Genomic DNA, 16,914 nt, shown 5'->3' with positions numbered 1-16,914 from the left:
CTGAGCTGGTTCTATGTCCGGGCGTCGATGGTCGGTGTTGGTCAACATTGGCCGGCGCTTGACGCCCTCACGACGCCCTGACGCCCTGGAGACGCCCTGAGCGCTGGCTCAGTAGAACTCTTTCGGACCGGGCCAGACGTGCCCGCTGTGGGCGTCTCTGGGGCTTGCCGTCGATGGTTCCGGCGAGGGGCCGGCGGCTGTGGGGGAGGGTCGGGCACGTCCTGGCGGTGGAGCTGGTTCTGCGCCCCGGTGATTCGGTGGCAAGCCAGTCCCGGGGTTGGACTGGCGCGGCGTTCGGGCGAGATCCGAACCATGCTCGGCGGCGTCTCCCGGCAGCGCGTCTACCAGATCACCAACCGGCGCGACTTCCCTGAGCCCGTTGCCACGCTCCAGATGGGCAACGTCTGGCTTGCCGAGGACGTTGAGGCGTGGATCGCCGCCAAGCGCGGGGACATGGACTAGCTTCTTCTGTCCCTCGCGGCGGTGTCGAGCTGTCGGGCACGAGACAACGAGAAACGCCCCGGTGATGATCCCCGGGGCGCTCGTGTGCGGTGGGTGCTACAGCTCGTCGACGGCGAACGCCGACACCAGCTCGGCCATGCTGTCGATCAGGGCGTCTGCGGCGGCGAACCGCTCGCGCTTGCCGGTCTTGTTGGCGTACCCGATGGCGGCCACCCCGGCGGCGTGTGCCGCCTCGATGTCGGTCTCCGAGTCACCGACGAGGACGCATTCCGCCGGCTCGGCGCCAACTCCCGGACGGCTTCCCGCACGGGGAGTGGGTCCGGCTTCATGCGCTCCGGTGCCGCCTCTGGTCGGCCGATGACCGGGTGTATGTAGCCGCTCAGCCGGCGGGCGCTCAGGTAGGCGCGACGCCCTGACGCCTTGGAGATGCCTGAGCGCCGGCTCAGTTCGGCGACAGGATGGAAATCGCTTCCGGCGTACGGACACGGGCCCTACCCTGCTTGCTCGCAGACGATCCGGTCACCGGCCCGCCGCCGCAATCCGACACCGAGGAGTTGCCGATGCCCCACGTGACGCTTTACGCGCTTGAAGAGGAACTGGTCGGGCGAGAACCCCACCTCATCGAGGAACTGACCAATGCGGTCGCCTCCGTGTATGGCGCGTGGGCTAGAAGTTCGGTGGATGTCAGGCTGATCGGCGTTCCTACCGGTCGATGGGCCCGCGGCGGAGCGGCGGTCGCTGCAGCCGCCCCCTCGGTCACCTTCGGCATGCGGGAGGAAGTGTTCGCGCGAGAGGACGCAGCCAGGGTCATCGCACAACTTGTCTCCGCCTTCACCGACGCCGTTACTGCCGTGTTCGGCGAGGATTGTCGCGACGAAGTGCTCGTCGAACTGGTCGGCCAGCCCACGTCCCGGTCCGGGCTCGGCGGGAAGGTCATCAGTGTCGGCAGCTAGTGGGATCTCTTCCCTGGTCGTGCTGGCTATGCCGCTGCGGGCCGCCTGAGGGCCGGAGTTCGATGGTTCTGGAGCGGAGCCGGCGGCTGTGGGGGGAAGGCCGGGCACCTCTTGGCGGTGGAGCTGGTGCCGCGACCCGGTGATCCGGTGGCAAACCAGTCTCGGGGTTGGACCGGCGCGGCAGGCGGAAGCCCAGACCATTCGACCAGAGCGGCTCCGCTGGCTTCCGTCACGGCTCGCTCGATGTGCGGCCGTAGCCCTCACCGGGCGTTCGGTGTTGGCGCGGACAATGGTGCCGCTGCCCTGACGGGTCACGATCAGCCGCTCGTTTTGCAGCTTCCGCAAGGCGGCCTTGATGGTCTCGCGGGCGACGCTGAGCCGTTCGACGAGGGCGTGTTGCGACGGCAACTTCTCACCTCGGCGGTGGCGAAATTCGTTGTCCGGTCTTCGGAGCGTAGTGGTAGAAAGCCGCGTGCATAGGACTCTTACGTTCTCTGATCATCTGCGGCTGATCGACGAACGGTCGGCCGCCTTCCGCGCTGCGGTAGCTGCGGCACCCGGTCTCGACGTGCCCGTTCCCACCCATCCCGAGCGGACGTTGTTCGACCTCGTGCAACACGTGGGCCTGGCCCGCCGCAAATCGGCTGCCATCGTCGCCGCCGGGCCCGCGGACGCGCCCCCGGAGAAGTCGGCCTGGGACGACGGCACGGGTGCGCCTCGGGAACGCGAGGCACTACTGGCCTGGTGGACGGAGTCCATCGAGCAACTGACGAGCGCACTGCGTACGGCCGGCCCGGATCGCAGGTGTTGGACGTGGTGGGATGATTCACCGTCACCGCAGAGGTCTGGAGCCTGGGCGCGTCGACAGGTTCCCGAGATCGCGGTGCACACCTACGACGTGCAGCTCACCCTGGGTGCCCCGCAGCCGCTGCCGGACGAGGTCGCCCTCGACGGGTTCGACGACTGCCAGTTCACCCTCTGCGCGACCACGGTCGCCTGGCCACACGACCCCGCCATCGTCGATTACCACGCCACCGAGGGTCACTCCTGGCGCCTTCGGCTCTCCCGCGACGGGGCGCAGGTCGTCCGCCTCACGCCCGCTGCCGGGAAGGATCCCAGGACAGTCGATGCCTCCGCCCGGGGCGCGGCGAGCGACCTCGTCCTGTTCTTCTACGGCCGGATACCGCTGGATTCGCTGGAGTTCGAAGGCGACCGTCGCATCTTCGATCAGCTCGCCGCCTGGGACCCGTCCGTGTGACAACCCACGACGTGGGGCGGTGCCCGGCGGCCGTCTTCCGGATCTTGCGCCGGTCCCCGACCGATGCCAGGCTTCGAAGATGACCTTGCTCAGGCTGATCGAGACGACTCCAGGACAGTATTCGCTGCTGCTGGATGCGGGGACCACGCCGGTTGACGCCCTGGTCGAGGAACTCGGTCACGAGCCCAACGGGTACTTCTGGGAAGGCGTCGCGGAGGTTCTCGTCAGCACCCAGGCCCCGACGCTCGAAGGCCGGTTCGCCTACGACCCGGAAGGTGGCATGTTCTGCGCCTACGGCACCGATCGGGGCGCGCTGCAAGAGCTGGAAGCTCTGATGAACGCGGTCGCGACCAACGGCGAAGACATGCGGCGCCTGGTCACTGACGCCGAAGCGCGCGGGTTTGAGTTCGACGACTGACAAACAGGTCGGCTGCTCTTAGCCCGCTGCCTGGCCCGAACGCCCCTGAGCGGAGGCAGAAGGACGGACGTCGTCGCCCCGGTGAATCTAAGCGGATCACCGTCTCGCTGACCTCGTAGATATCGCAGAGCTGGCGGGTACTGGGCACCACGGCGTACCGGTGCACGCCTGGCCGGGACCACCGCATTCGGTTCCCGGCAACCGGTCTCGACCAGGTCGGCTGGCCTCCCGGAAGGGATGCTCCGGCCACACCGGGCGTGCACCCGGGTCGTAGATTGGCATCGGCAGCGTCAGGATCGATGCCGAGGGGGGCTCGGGTGCGGTTGAGTCTTTCGGTCGGGCCGGCCACGACGGCGGAGGCGGAGCTTCGCTCGATCCATGCCTGGCTGCTCGCCGATCCGCAGGCGCGGCGATGTGCCGACGTGCGATGGGAAACGGCAGCGCAGCCGCCGGTTGGCGGGATGGGTCCGGGGCTCGACGTCATCTCACTCATCGTCGGCTCCGGCTTCAGCGCCGCTTCACTGGCGTTGTCCATCGTGCAGTGGCGCGCCACCCGCGGGGCGGGCACCCGGTCGGTGACCGTGGAGCATCCCGACGGCAGGCGTGTGACGATCACCGACGTGGCACCGGCCCAGGCCGAGCGGCTGCTCCGCGGTCTTCTTGACGCAGCGCCGGACGAGCGCGGCCGTTCGTGACCGGGTTGCCCGACCCGGGCCGGTCCCGAGTGGTGCTGGTGGGTGCCAGCCGCTTCGCGCAGTTGGCCGACCTGCCGGCCGTCTCCGCGAATGTGGCGGCGCTGCGGGACAAGTTCACCTCCGAGGAAGTGTGGGCGCTGCCCCCCGCCCACTGCACCGTCGTGTCCGACCCGCGTGAGCCCCGCCTGGTCTCGCAGGCGCTCAAGCGGGCCGCCCGGGAGGCGACCGACACGCTGGTCTTCTACTACGCCGGCCACGGGTTGATCGATCCGGGCACCGGTGAGCTGTACCTGGCTCTGTACGACAGCCACGCACACGAGGTCTACGACTCGGCGGTGCCCTACCAGTGGATCAGACGTCCGTTCGAGACGAGCCGGGCGGCGCGACGCATCGTGGTCCTGGACTGCTGCTACAGCGGGCGGGTCCTCGGTGCGATGTCCGAGGGGCTCGGCCTCGCCGAGATCGACGGGACCTATCTGCTCGCCGCGGCTGCGGAGAACGCGCTCGCCCTGGCCCCGCCCGGCGAACTCCACACGGCCTTCACCGGAGAACTCGTCAGCATCCTGCACCGGGGTGTCCCGGGGGCCGACAGGTCGCTCACCCTGAACGAGATCTACGAGGGAATGCGTTCGTCCCTGCGCGCGGCCGAACGACCGGAGCCGCAGTGTCGGGACCGCAATTCCCTGGGCACGGCGCCGTTCGTGCCGAATCCGGCCTACCGGCCACGTGCGGACGCGGTCCGGCACTCGCCGGAGTCGGTCATGCGGCGGTTCACCTCGGATCTGTCCCACGAGATGCGTACGCCGCTGACCGCACTCAGCGCCGTGGCCGACCTGCTGGACGAGGAGATCGACCGACTCGAACCACGGATCGCGCGGCCGGTGCGGCTGCTCGTCACCGAGACGCGACGGTTGAACGACCTGGTCGACACCCTGCTGGAGCTGTCACGGATCGACGCGGGCATGGCAGCACCGGCCGCGGAAGAGGTGGATGTCGTCGAGCGGGCGGCCGCCTGCCTCGATGCCCACGAGTGGACGTCGTCCGTCACGCTGGACGCGCCGCAGACCCTCCGCGCACGCCTCGATCCGAGGCGGCTGGACGTCATCCTCGGCAACCTGGTCGGGAACGCGCTCGGGCACGGCGCCGCACCCGTGACGGTAGGCGTCCTGCCACGCCCGACGGACTTCCTCGTCGAGGTGCGGGACAGCGGCGGCGGCGTCCCCGAGGAAGCGTTGCCCTACGTCTTCAACCGGTTCTTCAAGGCGGACAGCCGCCGTCCCCGCTCCCACGGCAGTGGGCTGGGGCTGTCGATCGCCCGGGAACACGCGCGACTGATGGGCGGTGACATCGAGGCCGCCAACCAGGCGGACTCGGGCGCGGTCTTCAGCCTCCGTCTGCCGTACCGCGGGTAGGACGCCGGAGGCGCGGGCAGCCGTCCGCCGTCCCGTCCGGGGACGGGCCCGGCCGTCCGGCCGGGCCCGTCCCTGTCGCACCGGTCAGTACGGGTAGATGGTGAACCTGTTCAGGTAGGCGCAGTTGGGATCGTTGGCCAGGACCTGGGACACGTACCAGCCGTCCGGCACGTTGCTCGCCGCGCACATGCTCATGCCGGGGTAGATCTCGTTCGTGATCTGCCAACGGTTCAGGTAGCCGCAGCTCGGGTCGTTGGAGCGGCCCATCGTCGCGACCCATCCGGCGGGGATCGGGCCCACCGCGCAGATGGAGGTCGTCGCGGCCTGGGCGGGGCTGCCGATCGCCAGGGACGCGCCCGCGCCGGCCGCGGTGACGGCCAGGGCCAGCACGCCGTTACGGGTCATCGTCGCCCACGTTCTGGAGCGTCTTCTGTCCATTGTCTGCTGCCTTTCTCGGATGCGGAGAACCGACTGTGCGGAATGGGATTCCGCCGGACATCGAATCAGGATCAGAGTCGCCGGATGACGTACCGGTTGAGGTATGCGCAGTTCGGGTCGTTGGCCAGCACCTGGGTGACCACCCAGCCGCCGGGGACGTCCGACGCCGCGCACATGGAGATGCCGTCGTACAGGCTGGAGGTGATCTGGTAGCGGTTGAGGTTCGCGCAGCTCGGGTCGTTGGACCGGGCGCCGGTGGCGATCCAGCCGCCGGGAATGCCGGTCGCCGCGCAGACGGAGATGCCGTCGTAGAGGCCGGCCCTGATCTGGAAACGGTTGCTGTATCCGCAGGTGGCGTCATTGGCGGCGCCCCCGGTGGCGTACCAGCCCCCGGGGATTCCCCACAGGCTGCAGACGGGGATGCCCTCGTAGAGGTCGTTGGTGATGGCCAGTCGGTGGTAACCGGCGCACTGGTTGATCCCGACACCGGTGACCACGTAGCCGGCCGGCACCCCGGCGTTGGCGCAGACGACAGTCGACTCGGCGCGGGCGGGTTCGGTGTTGCCGGCGACGGTGCCGACGACGGTCAGGCCGAGCACGGCCAGGGCGGCGAGTCCGTGCCGCAGCATTGCTCCCATCCGGCGGGGAACGCGTTTCCGCATACGTCTTACCTCCAGTTCGCGGGCCACGTCGGAGCGTCGATAATTGCTCTCCGTCGTATTGACGAAGGACGCTCGACGAGATCGGACGTTAGCAACCAGAGGTGAATCGCGCGAAGCGACGATCCGGTTTTCCTGCTCCGGAAAAGCCGTTCCGTCAATGCTAAGACAATTCAGCCTGCGGCTATGTGTTGTTGGAGATCGACGGTGTCTCGGCGGTCAGTTCCGCATCGCGCGCCGCCTGCGCCCGGTAGAGGTGGTGCAGCAGCAGGAAGCCCCGTACGGTCGGCTCCGGCCGGCCCTCGGCGGACCGCTCCAGCAGCGCGTCGCCCACCTGGCGCTCCAGCCGGTGAAGGCGTCGCTGCACGGTGCTCGGCGAGCAGCCCAGCCGGGAGGCGGCCTGCGGGGCGGAGCCGGTGCGCAGCACCTCGAAGGCGGCCTGGAGGTCGTTCCAGTCGATGACGTCGCGAGCCGGGTCGGGGTCGCCGGCCTCCTCGACGCCGATCGTCGCGGCGCTGATCACCTCGGCGTGGTGCGCGTCCAACCAGGACCGGAACGCCGGCACGGACCACGCGCGGGAGAGGTACCAGCCGATGAGGACGCCGCAGAACCGGTCGGCGAGTGCGGCGGGAAGCCGCTCGGGATTCCAGGCCACCACCAGGTCCAGGCTGGGCAGGCCGGTCACCGGGCGGACCACCACCTCGTCGTCGGTGCGGGCGACCGGCACGCAGAGCGTCACCGCGTGCCCGCCCGCCACCAGATCCCGGATGCTGCGGGTGCGGTCCGTCCGGTACGCGATCCGCGGGTGGAAGCCGTGGCCCCGGCACGCCTCGACCAGAAGTTGCTCGACCGCCGGGTCGTTGCTGGTCAGCCAGGGCTCGTGCCGGAGTTCGGCGAGCGTCAGCACCGGGTTCGCGGCGAGCGGATGCCGGGTGCTCATCGCCAGCCGCAGCGGATCGCGGACGGCCACGTGCCGCCGTACCGATGCGGCGAGAGGCGCGTGGTGCAGCGTGTGCACCCCGAGGAAGATGTCGAGGGCGCCCTGCGCCAGGTCGGCCATCGCGAGTTCCGGCCGGAGTTCGGCCCCGTGCCACCGACTCGCCGGCCACCGTTGCGAGAACCACCGCACCAGCTCGCCGAGCGAGGTCACATAGGTGGCGAAGGCGCACTCGGGCGGGCCGGCGACCGGGGGAGCGGTGGCGGCGCGCAGCGGGCCCGCCATGCGTCGCGCGGCGTCGGCCAGCGCCCGCCCGGCGGTGGTGACCTGCACCCCGCTGCCGGTGCGGTCGAACAGGTCGGTGCCGGCGAGTTGTTCGGCGGCGTTCACCCGTCGGCTCAGCGCCGGCTGCGAGACCCGCAGCAGCTCGGCGGCCCGGGTCATGCTGGGCGTCGTGCTCACCACGCCGATGGTGTGCAGCATCCCCCACGGCAGGGCAGACCCGGGCGCGGTCATCGTGCTCACCGTTCCGCCGGGTGGGCGGCGAGCGCGACCGCCCGGTACCGCGCCACGGCACCACCGGCCACCGGCAACGACATGCGCGCAGCCTAGGCGACCGACCGGAGCCCCGCCGCCCAGGGCCGCCGGGACGCGCCGCAGCCGTCGGCCGACGGCCGTCAGCCGTCGGCGGTCGGCCACCGGCGCTCGGTTCGCCGTCGGGCGATCGCCCCGTCATCCTCCGTACGCCGGGGTGACGGCATCGCCGGTCAGCACCCGCCCACCCGCCGACGCGACCGACCGGCGCGGGGAGGCCGCCTCGGTCGGGCCGACGGTCCCTCACCGGTGCTGGCGCGAGGGGTTGTGGCACGCTGCGGTGATGATCGCGCTCGCGGACATCGAGGCCGCCGCGGACCGGATCGCCGGTCACGTGGTCCACACGCCCACCGTGCCCAGCCCCGGCCTGTCCGAGCTGCTCGGCGTGCCGGTCACCGCCAAACTGGAGCTGCTGCAACGTACCGGGTCGTTCAAGGCCCGGGGCGCGGCGGCGAAGCTGCTCGCGCTGGACGACGCCGAGCGGGCCGCCGGCGTGGTGGCGGTCAGCGGCGGCAACCACGGCATCGCGGTGGCGGTGATGGCCGGCGCGCTGGGCGTGGCGGCGACCGTGGTGATGCCGCGGACCGCGCCGGCGCGGGCCGTCGAGGTCTCCCGCGCGGCCGGCGCGGACGTCCGCCTGACCGACGACATGGCCGCCGCGTTCGCGCTCATGTCCCGGTTGCGGGAGGACGGTCGTACGCTGGTGCACCCGTTCGACGACCCGGTGGTGGTCGCCGGTCAGGGCACGGTCGGGTTGGAGTTCGCCGCCGACGCCGGTGAGCTGACCGACGTGCTGGTCAGCATCGGTGGCGGGGCGCTGATCTCCGGGGTGGCGGCGGCCCTGCGGGCCCGCCGGCCGGGGGTACGCGTCTGGGGCGTGGAGACCGAGGGCGCGCAGGCCATGTCACAGGCGCTGGCGCGGGGCGGGCCGGTCGAGGTGCCGCTGTCGTCGATCGTCACCACGCTCAGCGCGCCGACCGTCTCGCAGCTCACCTACGACCACGTGACGGCGCTGGTCACCGACGTGCTGGTGGTCTCCGACGCGGAGGCGGTGCGGGGCACGGTGGAGTTGGCGGAGCACGCCAAGGTCTGGGCGGAGCCGGCGGCGGGCTGTCTGTTGCCGGCGGCCCGTCGGGTCCGCGACCGGGTGGGCGCGGACGCCCGGCTGGGCCTGGTGCTCTGCGGCGGCAACGCCACCGTCGCCGACGTGGTGTCGTGGACCGGGCGGTTCGCCGGGTGAGCGGCGGTGCCGCGAGATCGGCACGCCCTTCGGCGAAAATCGCTCATATTGCCGGATCTCGGTCTTTGCGGCACTGATGGTAATCGACGGTCATAACCTCTCCATAGCCGGGCATCCATCGAACCGGTGAATGGAGGACATCATGAGGTTCCGTATCAGGACCGTCGGGGCGTTTCTCGCCGTGGCCGCCGCCAGCACGCTCGTCGCTTCGGGTGTCGTGCGGAATCCCGCCAGCGCGGACTGGCGGGGCTCCGCGTTCACCATGGTGCGTTCGCAGGGCGCCGAAGCTGCCGGCTGCCTTCCGAACGCCCGTGCCGAGGTGCGGGTCCATCCGCAGGGGCTCAACGAGATCCTGACCATCCGGGCCGCCGGTCTGCCGCCACGAACCAACTTCGATCTGTTCGTCCTGCAACTGCCCGACGCGCCGTTCGGGGTGTCGTGGTACCAGAGCGACATGCGGACCAACCAGTACGGCGTCGCCCGGGTGACGGTGATCGGACGGTTCAACATCGAGACGTTCGCGCTCGCGCCCGGCGCCGGGCCCGCGCCGAACACCCATCCCGGCCGCGACGCGACCGTCAACCCGGCGTTCGGCCCGATCCACACGTACCACCTGGGCCTCTGGTTCAACTCGCCGCAGGAGGCGGTGGCGGCCGGATGTCCGGGCGCGACCACCCCGTTCAACGGGGACCACACCGCGGGTGTGCAGGCCATGAGCACCCGCAACTTCCCGAGTCTGGCCGGCCCCCTGAGCCAGGTCGGCTCCTGAAGCCGGAGACCGCGACCACGAACCGGTCGCGGCGGCCCTCACGGACGCCGCGACCGGCTCAGGTCAGGGCGTGGCCGGGATGACGCCGTCGAGCAGGTCGGCGAGCCGGGCCGCGGTGGTCGGGGCGTGCAGGTGCAGGCGCGCCACGTTGATGCTGTCCGTGCCGACCACGGCGAGCAACGCCTGCCGGCTGACCGCGTACACGCTGAGGTAGCCGTTCTCGTTGCGCACGGTGGACTGCTGGAAGTCGCCCTGGCCCAGCCGGAAGCCGACCTGCCGGCCCAGCCCGAACATGGTCGCCGCGAGCGCCGCAAGGTCGTCCGGGTTGGCCTCGTTCTGCAGGTTGTGCGTGATCAGCAGGCCGTCGACGCCGCCGAGGACGCAGCCGTGCACACCGGGGATCTGTAGCCGCAGTTCGGACAGTTCCTGGCCAATGGCCGGGTACGGCAGCGTCGGGTTGCCCGCCAGCGACGGCGGCAGCCTCCGCGCCGGTGGCAGCGTGCCGGCCGCGGCCGGCGTACGGCGGGGGAGATCGTCCACCCGGCTCACAGTTCCAGGCTCTCCTCGATCGCACGCAGCTGGTGGCGGGCCATCGCCAGGTTGGCCCGGCTCTTGCTCACCATGAGGTACAGGAACAGGCCCTTGCCGGTGCGGTTGCTCAGCGGCCGGATGAGGTGGTACTGGCTGCCGAGCGTGATGAGGATGTCCTCGATCTCGTCGTCGAGCTTCAACATCTCGATGGTGCGCAGCTTGGCGCGGACCACGTCGGTGTTGCCGGCGGCGGCAACCGTCAGGTCGATCTCACCGGTGCCGCCGGCCACGCCGAGTGTCATGCCGCTGGTGTAGTCGACGAGCGCGGCTCCGATCGCGCCGTCGATGCTCATCGCGTTCTTCAACGCGACGTCGAGGTTGCCCACGGTGTTCTCCCCAGGGTGTTGGCCGGGTGGGCCGGTCTCCGCTCGGGGTGTCGTGCGGGCTGACAGCCGGCGCCTCCCGTGAATATGCTTCGTCGAAGGCTTCCACAAGGAGGTCCGGCCTGCACCCGAGCGGCCGGTGATCCACCTGTCCGGTCCGCCCCGGCCGGCCGCTGGTCCCGTATATGGGACTCGGCGGCCGATGGTCGATCGTGGACCCACCTGCTAAGCGCTGTCGAGCGCGGGCGTCGCCACCCCTATGTAGTAAGTCGATACAGTACGGGGGTGCGACTGACCATTCCCGTCGTGAAGGTGGTCTCGGCGTTGCTCACCGCACCCGACGAGCCGCGCTACGGCCTCGACCTGATGCGCCTCACCGGCCTGCCCAGCGGCACGCTCTACCCGGTGCTGCACCGCCTCCGGGCGGCCGGCTGGCTCGCCGCCGACTGGGAGGACGTCGACCCGGTCGCGGCCGGCCGGCCCGCCCGCCGCTACTACCGCCTCACCGGCGACGGGATCCGCGCGGCCCGGCTGGCCCTGGCCGAACTGCGCGCGCCGGCACCCGGGCACCGTCCGCGCTCCGGCGGCGTCGGGCCGGCCGGCGCCCTGGCGTGGTGACCCGGCGGCTGGCCGCGCTCCTGCTGCGCGCGGCGGTACGCCGCTGGCCGGCGGCATCCCGCGCCGAGCTGGGCCGGGAGTGGGCCGCCGAGCTGCACGAGCTGGCCCGGTCGGGACGGCGGTGGGCGATGCTCCGCTTCACCGCCAGCCTGGCGACCAGCCGGGCGGCCACGTCGCCCGTCGACCGGGCCGTGCCGCACGGGCGCCTGTGGCGTACCGGCGGGGTGTTGTTGCTCGCGCCGCCGGCCGGCCTCGCCGCGCTCGTGCTCGCCGCGACCACGACGAACCTGACCGACGAGTGGCTGGCGTTCCGGCTGAGCTGGGCCACCGCGGCGCAGCTTCCGCTCTGGGCCGGCGGCACCGCGCTGCTGGGTGTGCTGCTCGCGGTCGCCGTCGTCCGGTGCGCGCGGTGGACCGTACGCGTCGGGGCGCTGCCCACCGCGTTCGGCGTGGTGCTGCCGATCGCCGCGACGGCGGCGGTGGTGCTCGGCCTGTTCGCCGGCCGGGGCGAGCGCGGCGTGGCCGCGATGGTGCCCGGTGTGCTGCTCTGGTCGGCGCTGCTGGTGCCGGCGGTCTGGGCCGCCGGGGCGTTGGCCCGGCGGGGACGGACGCGGACGGCGTGGCTGGTCGGGGTCCTGGGCGCGCTGGTCGCGGCCGACGCGGCGGTGGCCCTCACGGTGGTCGCCGCGATCCCGGCGACCGCACCCGCCGTCGCCGACCTGCCGCCGGACGCGGTGGACCGGGTGTCCGCGCCGCTGTGGCTGTTCACCTGCTGGACCGACTCGTCGTTCGGGCTGCCCCGCCCGACGGCGTGGGAACGGTTCCTCATCACCGACCGGGTGGTGGTCGAGCCCATGTTCTACCTGGCCTGCACGCCCTACGCGGTGGCGTACGCGGTCGTGGCGGCCCGGCCGCGACGGGCCGCAGCGCCGGGTCCGCAGCCCGTCGCGGCACCCGTCTGACGCCCGGCGGGATCCGGCCGGGGTCTTCCGCCGTTCCCCCTCGAAACGGCCCCGATCAGGTCTAATGTGGAGAAGGCGGCGACTATTTGTGGCGTTCCGGTGGCGGCCGGGCGGTTCCCGGTGCACAGTGATCGCATGAGCGACGACGGAAGTGGTGGGCACTACTACTGGTGCACGCGACACCACCGGGTCGAGACCGATGCCGACGTGTGCCCCGCGAAGCACGTTCTCGGACCGTACGCCTCAGCCGCCGACGCGGAGAACGCCCTGCAACAGGTGCGGGAGCGAAACGACGCGTGGGACGCCGAGGACGCCCGTTGGGCCGGGGAGGGCCGATAGACGGCGCGGGACGGACCGCGTCGAGGTGATCCGTGCTCCGCGAGGGCGAGAGCACGTCCCCAGGAAAGGGAACCGAGATGGCCGTAGCACAGCAGGCCACCACCCGCCCGGCCGCGAAACGGACGACCGCGAAGAGGACCACCGCGGGCAGGACGACGACGGTCACCAAGGCGTCGCCGAACGCCTCGGGCGCCGGCGCCGGACGGACCCCGGCCAGGAAGGCGGTCGCGAAGAGGGCGGCGGCCAAGAAGGTCGTGTCGGCGGCGCGCAAGGCGCCGGCCACCAGGACCACCGCCAAGAGCGCGCCCGCCAGGAAGGCCACCGCGAAGAAGACGGCGGCGAAGAAGGCCCCCGCGAAGAAGACCACGACGGCAGCGGCGAAGAAGACCACCGCCGCGAAGAAGGCGCCGGCCAGGAAGACCGCCACCGCCGCCAAGAAGACCACCGCGGCGAAGAAGACCACGGCGGCGAAGAAGACGACCGGAGCCCGGAAGGTCACCACGGCGGCCAAGAAGACCACCGCCAGCAAGACCACGGCCGCGAAGAAGACGGCGGCGAAGAAGACCACCGCCTCCACCCGGCCGACGGCCCGGAAGACGGCGGCCAAGAAGGCGCCCGCGCGCAAGACCACCACCGCGCGCAAGACCACCACCGCCGCGAAGAAGACCACGGCGGCCAAGAAGGCACCGGCCCGCAAGACCACCACCGCGCGCAAGACCACGGCCCGGAAGGCGCCGGCCCGCCGGGCCTCCGCCTGACGGCTGTCGCCGCCGGCGGGGGAGGGGCCGCGCGCCGACCCGCCGGCTCGGTGAGCGGAACGGGCGGGGCGCTGTCAGGATTGACCGCGTGGTCATCCGACGCGTACTGGCGCCCCGCATCGACTTCGGCGCGCTGCGCCGCGAGCTGGGACTGCCCGACAGCTTCCCGCCCGCGGCGCAGCGCGAGGCCGACGACGCCGCAGCCGCGCCGCTGCCGGCCGTCGCCGACCGGACCGACGTCCCGTTCGTCACCGTCGACCCGGCGACCTCGCGCGACCTCGACCAGGCCATGCACCTCGCCCGCCGCGCCGGCGGCGGCTACCGCGTCCGGTACGCGATAGCCGACGTCCTCACCCACGTCCGCCCCGGCGGTGAGCTGGAGGCGGAGACCTGGCGTCGCGGCCAGACCGTCTACCTGCCGGACGGCAACGTGCCGTTGCACCCGCACACGCTGAGCGAGGGCGCGGCCAGCCTGCTGCCCGACGTCGACCGGGCCGCCGTGCTCTGGACCATCGACCTCGACGCCGACGGCGGCACCGTCGCGGTCACGCTCGAACGGGCCCGGGTCCGCAGCCGCGCCAAACTCGACTACGGCGGCGTGCAGCGCGACGCCGACGCAGGCCGGCTGCCCGAGCCGATCGCGCTGCTGCCCGAGATCGGCGCGCTGCTCACCGAGCGCGGGCTGCGCCGTGGCGCGATCAACCTGCCGCTGCCCGAGCAGGACGTCGAGCCCGACGGCGACGGGTGGCGGCTGGTGCTGCGCGGCCCCGGCCCGATGGAGGAGCACAACGCCCAGATCTCGCTGCTGACCGGCATGGCCGCCGCCGACATCATGCTCGCCGGCCGGATCGGGCTGCTGCGGACCATGCCCCGCCCCCGGTCGGAGGCGGTCGACCGGCTGCGGCTGGCCGCCGGCCCGCTCGGCGTGCCCTGGCCGGACGGCACGTCGGTCGGTCGGGTGCTCGCCGGGCTGGACGCGTCGCAGCCCCGGGCCGCCGCGTTCGTCGACCAGGCCGCCGAGCTGATGCGCGGGGCCGCGTACACCGCCTTCGACGGCGCGGTGCCCGAGCAGCCGGAGCACGGCGGGGTGGCCGCCGCGTACGCGCACGTCACGGCGCCGCTGCGCCGGCTCGCCGACCGGTACGCCACCGAGGTCTGCCTGGCCCTGCACGACGGCCGGGAGGTGCCCGCGCACGTCCGTGCCGCGCTGCCGAAGCTGCCCGAGGTGATGGCGGCGACCGACCGGACGGCCGGCGCGGCCACCCGCGGCGCGATCGAGCTGGCCGAGGCGGTGCTGCTGGCGCCCCGGGTGGGGGAGACGTTCGAGGCGGCGGTGCTGGACGTGGACGAGCCGCGACCGGCGGGCAACGGCCGGCCCGGCCGCCCGCCGGGCGGCACGGTCGCGCTGGACGAGCCGCCGGTACGGGCCCGCTGCACCGGGGAACTGCCGCTCGGCGAGCGCGTCCGGGTCCGGCTGACCGTCGCCGACCCGGCCGAGCGGAAGGTCGCCTTCGAGCGCGCCTGACCGGGACCGGCCAGGAAGTCGGGGTACGGCCCGGCCTCCGCCCGGGCGTCCGTCCTCGTGCCGACCCGGGTCGCCTCCGCCCGGGTCCGGACCCGGCGCCTGACCCGGCAGCCTCGGCGTCCGCCCCGGCCCTGGCGCCCGACCGGGGTCGCCCGCGCGTCCGCCCGACCGTTGTCGCCCCCGCGCGGGCATTGTCACAGCGTCTCGGCGCGCGGTGCGCCGCCGCTCTTTGCGAGGATGGCCGCATGGCTTACGACGCGACCACGCTGCCCGACATCTCCGGGCTCACCGTCGGCATCATCGGGGGCACCGGTGACCAGGGCCGAGGGCTCGCCTACCGGTTCGCGCGGGCCGGGCAGACCGTGCTGATCGGTTCCCGCACGGCCGAGCGGGCCGCCGAGGCCGCGGCCGAGATCGCCGCGCTGCCCGGTGTGCCGGCCGACGCCACGGTCACCGGCGCCGGCAACGACGAGGTCGCCCGGCGCAGCGACGTGGTGATCGTCGCGGTGCCGTGGGACGGGCACGCCGCCACCCTGACCGCGCTCGCCGAGCCGCTGGCCGGCAAGATCGTGGTGGACTGCGTCAACCCGCTCGGCTTCGACAAGCAGGGCCCGTACGCGCTCACCGTGGCCGAGGGCAGCGCCGTGCAGCAGGCCGCCGCGCTGCTGCCCGCCTCCCGGGTCTGCGCCGCGTTCAACCACGTCAGCGCGCCGTTGCTGGCCGACCCGGAGGTCGACCGGATCGACCTCGACGTGCTGATCTGCACCGAGGACCGGGACCTGGTCGGCGTGGTCGCCGCGTTGGCCGCCCGGATCCCCGGCATGCGCGGCATCTACGCCGGCCGCCTGCGCAACGCCCACCAGATCGAGGCGTTCACCGCGAACCTGATCGCGATCAACAAGCGCTACAAGGCGCACGCCGGCATCCGGGTGACGGATCTCTGAGCGCGCCGGCGCGTGCGCTGGTTAAGAAGGGGCCCCTGCTATACGCCAGGCGTTAAGAAGGGGCCCCTCCTTACGCCGTCAGAAGGTGTGCTCGGGGGCGGGGAACTCGCTGTCGCGTACCTCGTCGGCGAACCGGCGGGTGGCGTCGGTCAACGCGCCGGCCAGGTCGGCGTAGCGCTTGACGAACCGCGGCGCGCGGCCGGTGCGCAACCCGGCCATGTCCTGCCAGACCAGCACCTGACCGTCGGTGTCCGGGCCGGCCCCGATGCCGACCGTGGGGATGGACAGCTCACCGGTCACTCGCTTGGCCACCTCGCCCGGCACCATCTCCAGCACCACCGCGAACGCGCCCGCCTCGGCCACCGCCCGGGCGTCCGCGAGCACCTCCTCGGCCGTGTCGCCCCGGCCCTGCACCCGGTACCCGCCGAGCGTGTGCTCGCTCTGCGGGGTGAACCCGATGTGCGCCATCACCGGGATGCCGGCGCCGACGATCGCCTCGATCTGCGCCGCGCAGCGCCGGCCGCCCTCCAGCTTCACCGCGTGACAGCCGCCCTCCTTCATGAACCGCACCGCGGTGCGCAGCGCCTGCGCCGGCCCCTCCTCGTACGAGCCGAACGGCAGGTCGCCGACGACCAGTGAGTGCGTCGTGGCGCGCACCACGGCGCGGACCAGCGGCAGCAGCTCCTCGGCGGTCACCGGCAGGGTGGTCTCGTAGCCGAACACGTTGTTCGCGGCCGAGTCGCCGACCAGCAGCACCGGAATCCCCGCCCGGTCGAAGATCGAGGCGGTGTACTGGTCGTACGAGGTGAGCATGGCCCACCGCTCGCCGCGCTCCTTGGCGGCGATCAGGTCGCGGGTGCGGATCCGCCGGGTGGCCGGCCCGCCGTAGAGGGCGGTCACCTCGGTCGGGGTGGACTCCACCATGACAATCTCCTTCCTCGAGGCCGCGCACGCGGTCCCCGGGTTCCCCGCGATCGTCGCACCGCGCGGTCGGTCGGGGGCAGGTCGGAGTGGAGGAA

Annotated in this window: 21 protein-coding genes and 1 pseudogene; 14 read left to right on the top strand and 8 right to left on the bottom strand. The window is 72.4% G+C overall.

Annotated elements, in window-relative coordinates; translation table 11 throughout:
- Positions 1-312 precede the first annotated feature (312 nt).
- Positions 313-462 carry a helix-turn-helix transcriptional regulator gene (locus ACZ6O5_RS20305; RefSeq protein ID WP_465979152.1) on the top strand — a complete coding sequence of 50 codons (150 nt, stop codon included), beginning with the start codon at positions 313-315 and terminating at the stop codon, positions 460-462.
- Between the two features lie 96 nt (positions 463-558).
- Here the strand turns inward: ACZ6O5_RS20305 and ACZ6O5_RS20300 are convergent, their stop codons facing one another.
- Positions 559-948: an HAD hydrolase-like protein gene (locus ACZ6O5_RS20300; protein ID WP_465979150.1), complete on the bottom strand. Its 390-nt coding sequence runs from the start codon at positions 946-948 to the stop codon at positions 559-561.
- Between the two features lie 14 nt (positions 949-962).
- Between ACZ6O5_RS20300 and ACZ6O5_RS20295 the strand changes: the two genes are divergently transcribed.
- Positions 963-1,415: a tautomerase family protein gene (locus ACZ6O5_RS20295; protein ID WP_465979148.1), complete on the top strand. Its 453-nt coding sequence runs from the start codon at positions 963-965 to the stop codon at positions 1,413-1,415.
- A 233-nt stretch (positions 1,416-1,648) separates the two neighbouring features.
- Here ACZ6O5_RS20295 and ACZ6O5_RS20290 read toward each other — a convergent pair.
- Positions 1,649-1,832: pseudogene (locus ACZ6O5_RS20290) on the bottom strand (GntR family transcriptional regulator); the annotation flags it as partial.
- A gap of 40 nt (positions 1,833-1,872) precedes the next feature.
- On the opposite strand from ACZ6O5_RS20290, the gene ACZ6O5_RS20285 reads away from it, so the two are divergent.
- The 4 genes from ACZ6O5_RS20285 to ACZ6O5_RS20270 all read left to right on the top strand — a co-directional run bounded on the left by ACZ6O5_RS20285 (position 1,873) and on the right by ACZ6O5_RS20270 (position 5,198).
- Entirely contained in the window at positions 1,873-2,673 is an 801-nt protein-coding gene (locus ACZ6O5_RS20285; RefSeq protein WP_465979146.1) for a maleylpyruvate isomerase N-terminal domain-containing protein, read from the top strand.
- Between the two features lie 79 nt (positions 2,674-2,752).
- The gene (locus tag ACZ6O5_RS20280; protein WP_465979144.1) at positions 2,753-3,091 is read left to right on the top strand and encodes an immunity 51 family protein; all 339 of its coding nucleotides are present in this window, start codon (positions 2,753-2,755) and stop codon (positions 3,089-3,091) included.
- A gap of 317 nt (positions 3,092-3,408) precedes the next feature.
- Positions 3,409-3,786: an effector-associated constant component EACC1 gene (locus tag ACZ6O5_RS20275; protein ID WP_465979142.1), complete on the top strand. Its 378-nt coding sequence runs from the start codon at positions 3,409-3,411 to the stop codon at positions 3,784-3,786.
- Positions 3,783-5,198: a caspase, EACC1-associated type gene (locus tag ACZ6O5_RS20270; RefSeq protein WP_465979140.1), complete on the top strand. Its 1,416-nt coding sequence runs from the start codon at positions 3,783-3,785 to the stop codon at positions 5,196-5,198. The genes ACZ6O5_RS20275 and ACZ6O5_RS20270 overlap by 4 nt, the downstream gene beginning before the upstream one ends.
- 84 nt (positions 5,199-5,282) lie before the next feature.
- Here ACZ6O5_RS20270 and ACZ6O5_RS20265 read toward each other — a convergent pair whose 3' ends face one another.
- The 3 genes from ACZ6O5_RS20265 to ACZ6O5_RS20255 all read right to left on the bottom strand — a co-directional run bounded on the left by ACZ6O5_RS20265 (position 5,283) and on the right by ACZ6O5_RS20255 (position 7,748).
- Complete coding sequence (locus ACZ6O5_RS20265) at positions 5,283-5,603, bottom strand: hypothetical protein (RefSeq protein WP_465979138.1); 321 nt, start codon at positions 5,601-5,603, stop codon at positions 5,283-5,285.
- A gap of 104 nt (positions 5,604-5,707) precedes the next feature.
- The gene (locus tag ACZ6O5_RS20260) at positions 5,708-6,265 is read right to left on the bottom strand and encodes a hypothetical protein (RefSeq protein WP_465979136.1); all 558 of its coding nucleotides are present in this window, start codon (positions 6,263-6,265) and stop codon (positions 5,708-5,710) included.
- Between the two features lie 214 nt (positions 6,266-6,479).
- Positions 6,480-7,748 carry a LysR family transcriptional regulator gene (locus ACZ6O5_RS20255; RefSeq protein WP_465979134.1) on the bottom strand — a complete coding sequence of 423 codons (1,269 nt, stop codon included), beginning with the start codon at positions 7,746-7,748 and terminating at the stop codon, positions 6,480-6,482.
- A gap of 361 nt (positions 7,749-8,109) precedes the next feature.
- Between ACZ6O5_RS20255 and ACZ6O5_RS20250 the strand changes: the two genes are divergently transcribed.
- On the top strand, positions 8,110-9,066 hold the full coding sequence (locus tag ACZ6O5_RS20250) for a threonine/serine dehydratase (RefSeq protein ID WP_465979132.1): 957 nt from the start codon (positions 8,110-8,112) through the stop codon (positions 9,064-9,066).
- Positions 9,067-9,208: 142 nt separating this feature from the next.
- Positions 9,209-9,835, top strand: a complete 627-nt coding sequence (locus ACZ6O5_RS20245) for a hypothetical protein (protein WP_465979130.1) — start codon at positions 9,209-9,211, stop codon at positions 9,833-9,835.
- Between the two features lie 63 nt (positions 9,836-9,898).
- Here ACZ6O5_RS20245 and ACZ6O5_RS20240 read toward each other — a convergent pair whose 3' ends face one another.
- Positions 9,899-10,375, bottom strand: coding sequence for a roadblock/LC7 domain-containing protein (locus ACZ6O5_RS20240; RefSeq protein ID WP_465979128.1), 477 nt, complete (start codon positions 10,373-10,375; stop codon positions 9,899-9,901).
- Between the two features lie 5 nt (positions 10,376-10,380).
- A complete protein-coding gene (locus ACZ6O5_RS20235) occupies positions 10,381-10,752 on the bottom strand; it encodes a hypothetical protein (RefSeq protein ID WP_107161564.1) in 372 nt (123 codons plus the stop codon).
- 282 nt (positions 10,753-11,034) lie between these two features.
- On the opposite strand from ACZ6O5_RS20235, the gene ACZ6O5_RS20230 reads away from it, so the two are divergent.
- The 6 genes from ACZ6O5_RS20230 (at position 11,035) to npdG (ending at position 15,895) form a co-directional block, all read left to right on the top strand.
- Positions 11,035-11,367 (top strand): PadR family transcriptional regulator, encoded by a 333-nt coding sequence (locus ACZ6O5_RS20230; RefSeq protein WP_465979126.1) that lies wholly within the window; start codon positions 11,035-11,037, stop codon positions 11,365-11,367.
- Complete coding sequence (locus ACZ6O5_RS20225) at positions 11,364-12,329, top strand: hypothetical protein (RefSeq protein ID WP_465979124.1); 966 nt, start codon at positions 11,364-11,366, stop codon at positions 12,327-12,329. Before ACZ6O5_RS20230 ends, ACZ6O5_RS20225 begins: the two co-directional genes overlap by 4 nt.
- 135 nt (positions 12,330-12,464) lie before the next feature.
- Positions 12,465-12,668, top strand: a complete 204-nt coding sequence (locus ACZ6O5_RS20220) for a hypothetical protein (protein ID WP_107161651.1) — start codon at positions 12,465-12,467, stop codon at positions 12,666-12,668.
- Positions 12,669-12,745: 77 nt separating this feature from the next.
- Entirely contained in the window at positions 12,746-13,426 is a 681-nt protein-coding gene (locus ACZ6O5_RS20215; RefSeq protein ID WP_465979122.1) for a histone, read from the top strand.
- Positions 13,427-13,514: 88 nt separating this feature from the next.
- Positions 13,515-14,951, top strand: coding sequence for an RNB domain-containing ribonuclease (locus ACZ6O5_RS20210; protein WP_425787650.1), 1,437 nt, complete (start codon positions 13,515-13,517; stop codon positions 14,949-14,951).
- Positions 14,952-15,196: 245 nt separating this feature from the next.
- Positions 15,197-15,895: an NADPH-dependent F420 reductase gene (npdG, locus tag ACZ6O5_RS20205; protein WP_431935050.1), complete on the top strand. Its 699-nt coding sequence runs from the start codon at positions 15,197-15,199 to the stop codon at positions 15,893-15,895.
- A 78-nt stretch (positions 15,896-15,973) separates the two neighbouring features.
- On the opposite strand, the gene panB is transcribed toward npdG, so the two are convergent.
- Complete coding sequence (gene panB, locus ACZ6O5_RS20200) at positions 15,974-16,819, bottom strand: 3-methyl-2-oxobutanoate hydroxymethyltransferase (RefSeq protein WP_465979120.1); 846 nt, start codon at positions 16,817-16,819, stop codon at positions 15,974-15,976.
- Positions 16,820-16,914: the final 95 nt, after the last annotated feature.

It is taken from the genome of Micromonospora sp. NPDC049201 (genome assembly GCF_055586805.1).
Note: the sequence above shows the minus strand (reverse complement) of the source record. Positions and strands in the feature narration are given on the sequence as shown.

Bases quoted from the DNA above. Each gene is read 5' to 3' on its own strand.
- ACZ6O5_RS20245 (WP_465979130.1), top strand. From the start codon at position 9,209: ATGAGGTTCCGTATCAGGACCGTCGGGGCGTTTCTCGCCGTGGCCGCC.
- ACZ6O5_RS20215 (WP_465979122.1), top strand. From the start codon at position 12,746: ATGGCCGTAGCACAGCAGGCCACCACCCGCCCGGCCGCGAAACGGACG.
- ACZ6O5_RS20305 (WP_465979152.1), top strand. From the start codon at position 313: ATGCTCGGCGGCGTCTCCCGGCAGCGCGTCTACCAGATCACCAACCGG.
- panB (WP_465979120.1), bottom strand. From the start codon at position 16,819: ATGGTGGAGTCCACCCCGACCGAGGTGACCGCCCTCTACGGCGGGCCG.
- ACZ6O5_RS20255 (WP_465979134.1), bottom strand. From the start codon at position 7,748: ATGACCGCGCCCGGGTCTGCCCTGCCGTGGGGGATGCTGCACACCATC.
- ACZ6O5_RS20265 (WP_465979138.1), bottom strand. From the start codon at position 5,603: ATGACCCGTAACGGCGTGCTGGCCCTGGCCGTCACCGCGGCCGGCGCG.
- ACZ6O5_RS20280 (WP_465979144.1), top strand. From the start codon at position 2,753: ATGACCTTGCTCAGGCTGATCGAGACGACTCCAGGACAGTATTCGCTG.
- ACZ6O5_RS20260 (WP_465979136.1), bottom strand. From the start codon at position 6,265: ATGCTGCGGCACGGACTCGCCGCCCTGGCCGTGCTCGGCCTGACCGTC.
- ACZ6O5_RS20250 (WP_465979132.1), top strand. From the start codon at position 8,110: ATGATCGCGCTCGCGGACATCGAGGCCGCCGCGGACCGGATCGCCGGT.
- npdG (WP_431935050.1), top strand. From the start codon at position 15,197: ATGGCTTACGACGCGACCACGCTGCCCGACATCTCCGGGCTCACCGTC.
- ACZ6O5_RS20220 (WP_107161651.1), top strand. From the start codon at position 12,465: ATGAGCGACGACGGAAGTGGTGGGCACTACTACTGGTGCACGCGACAC.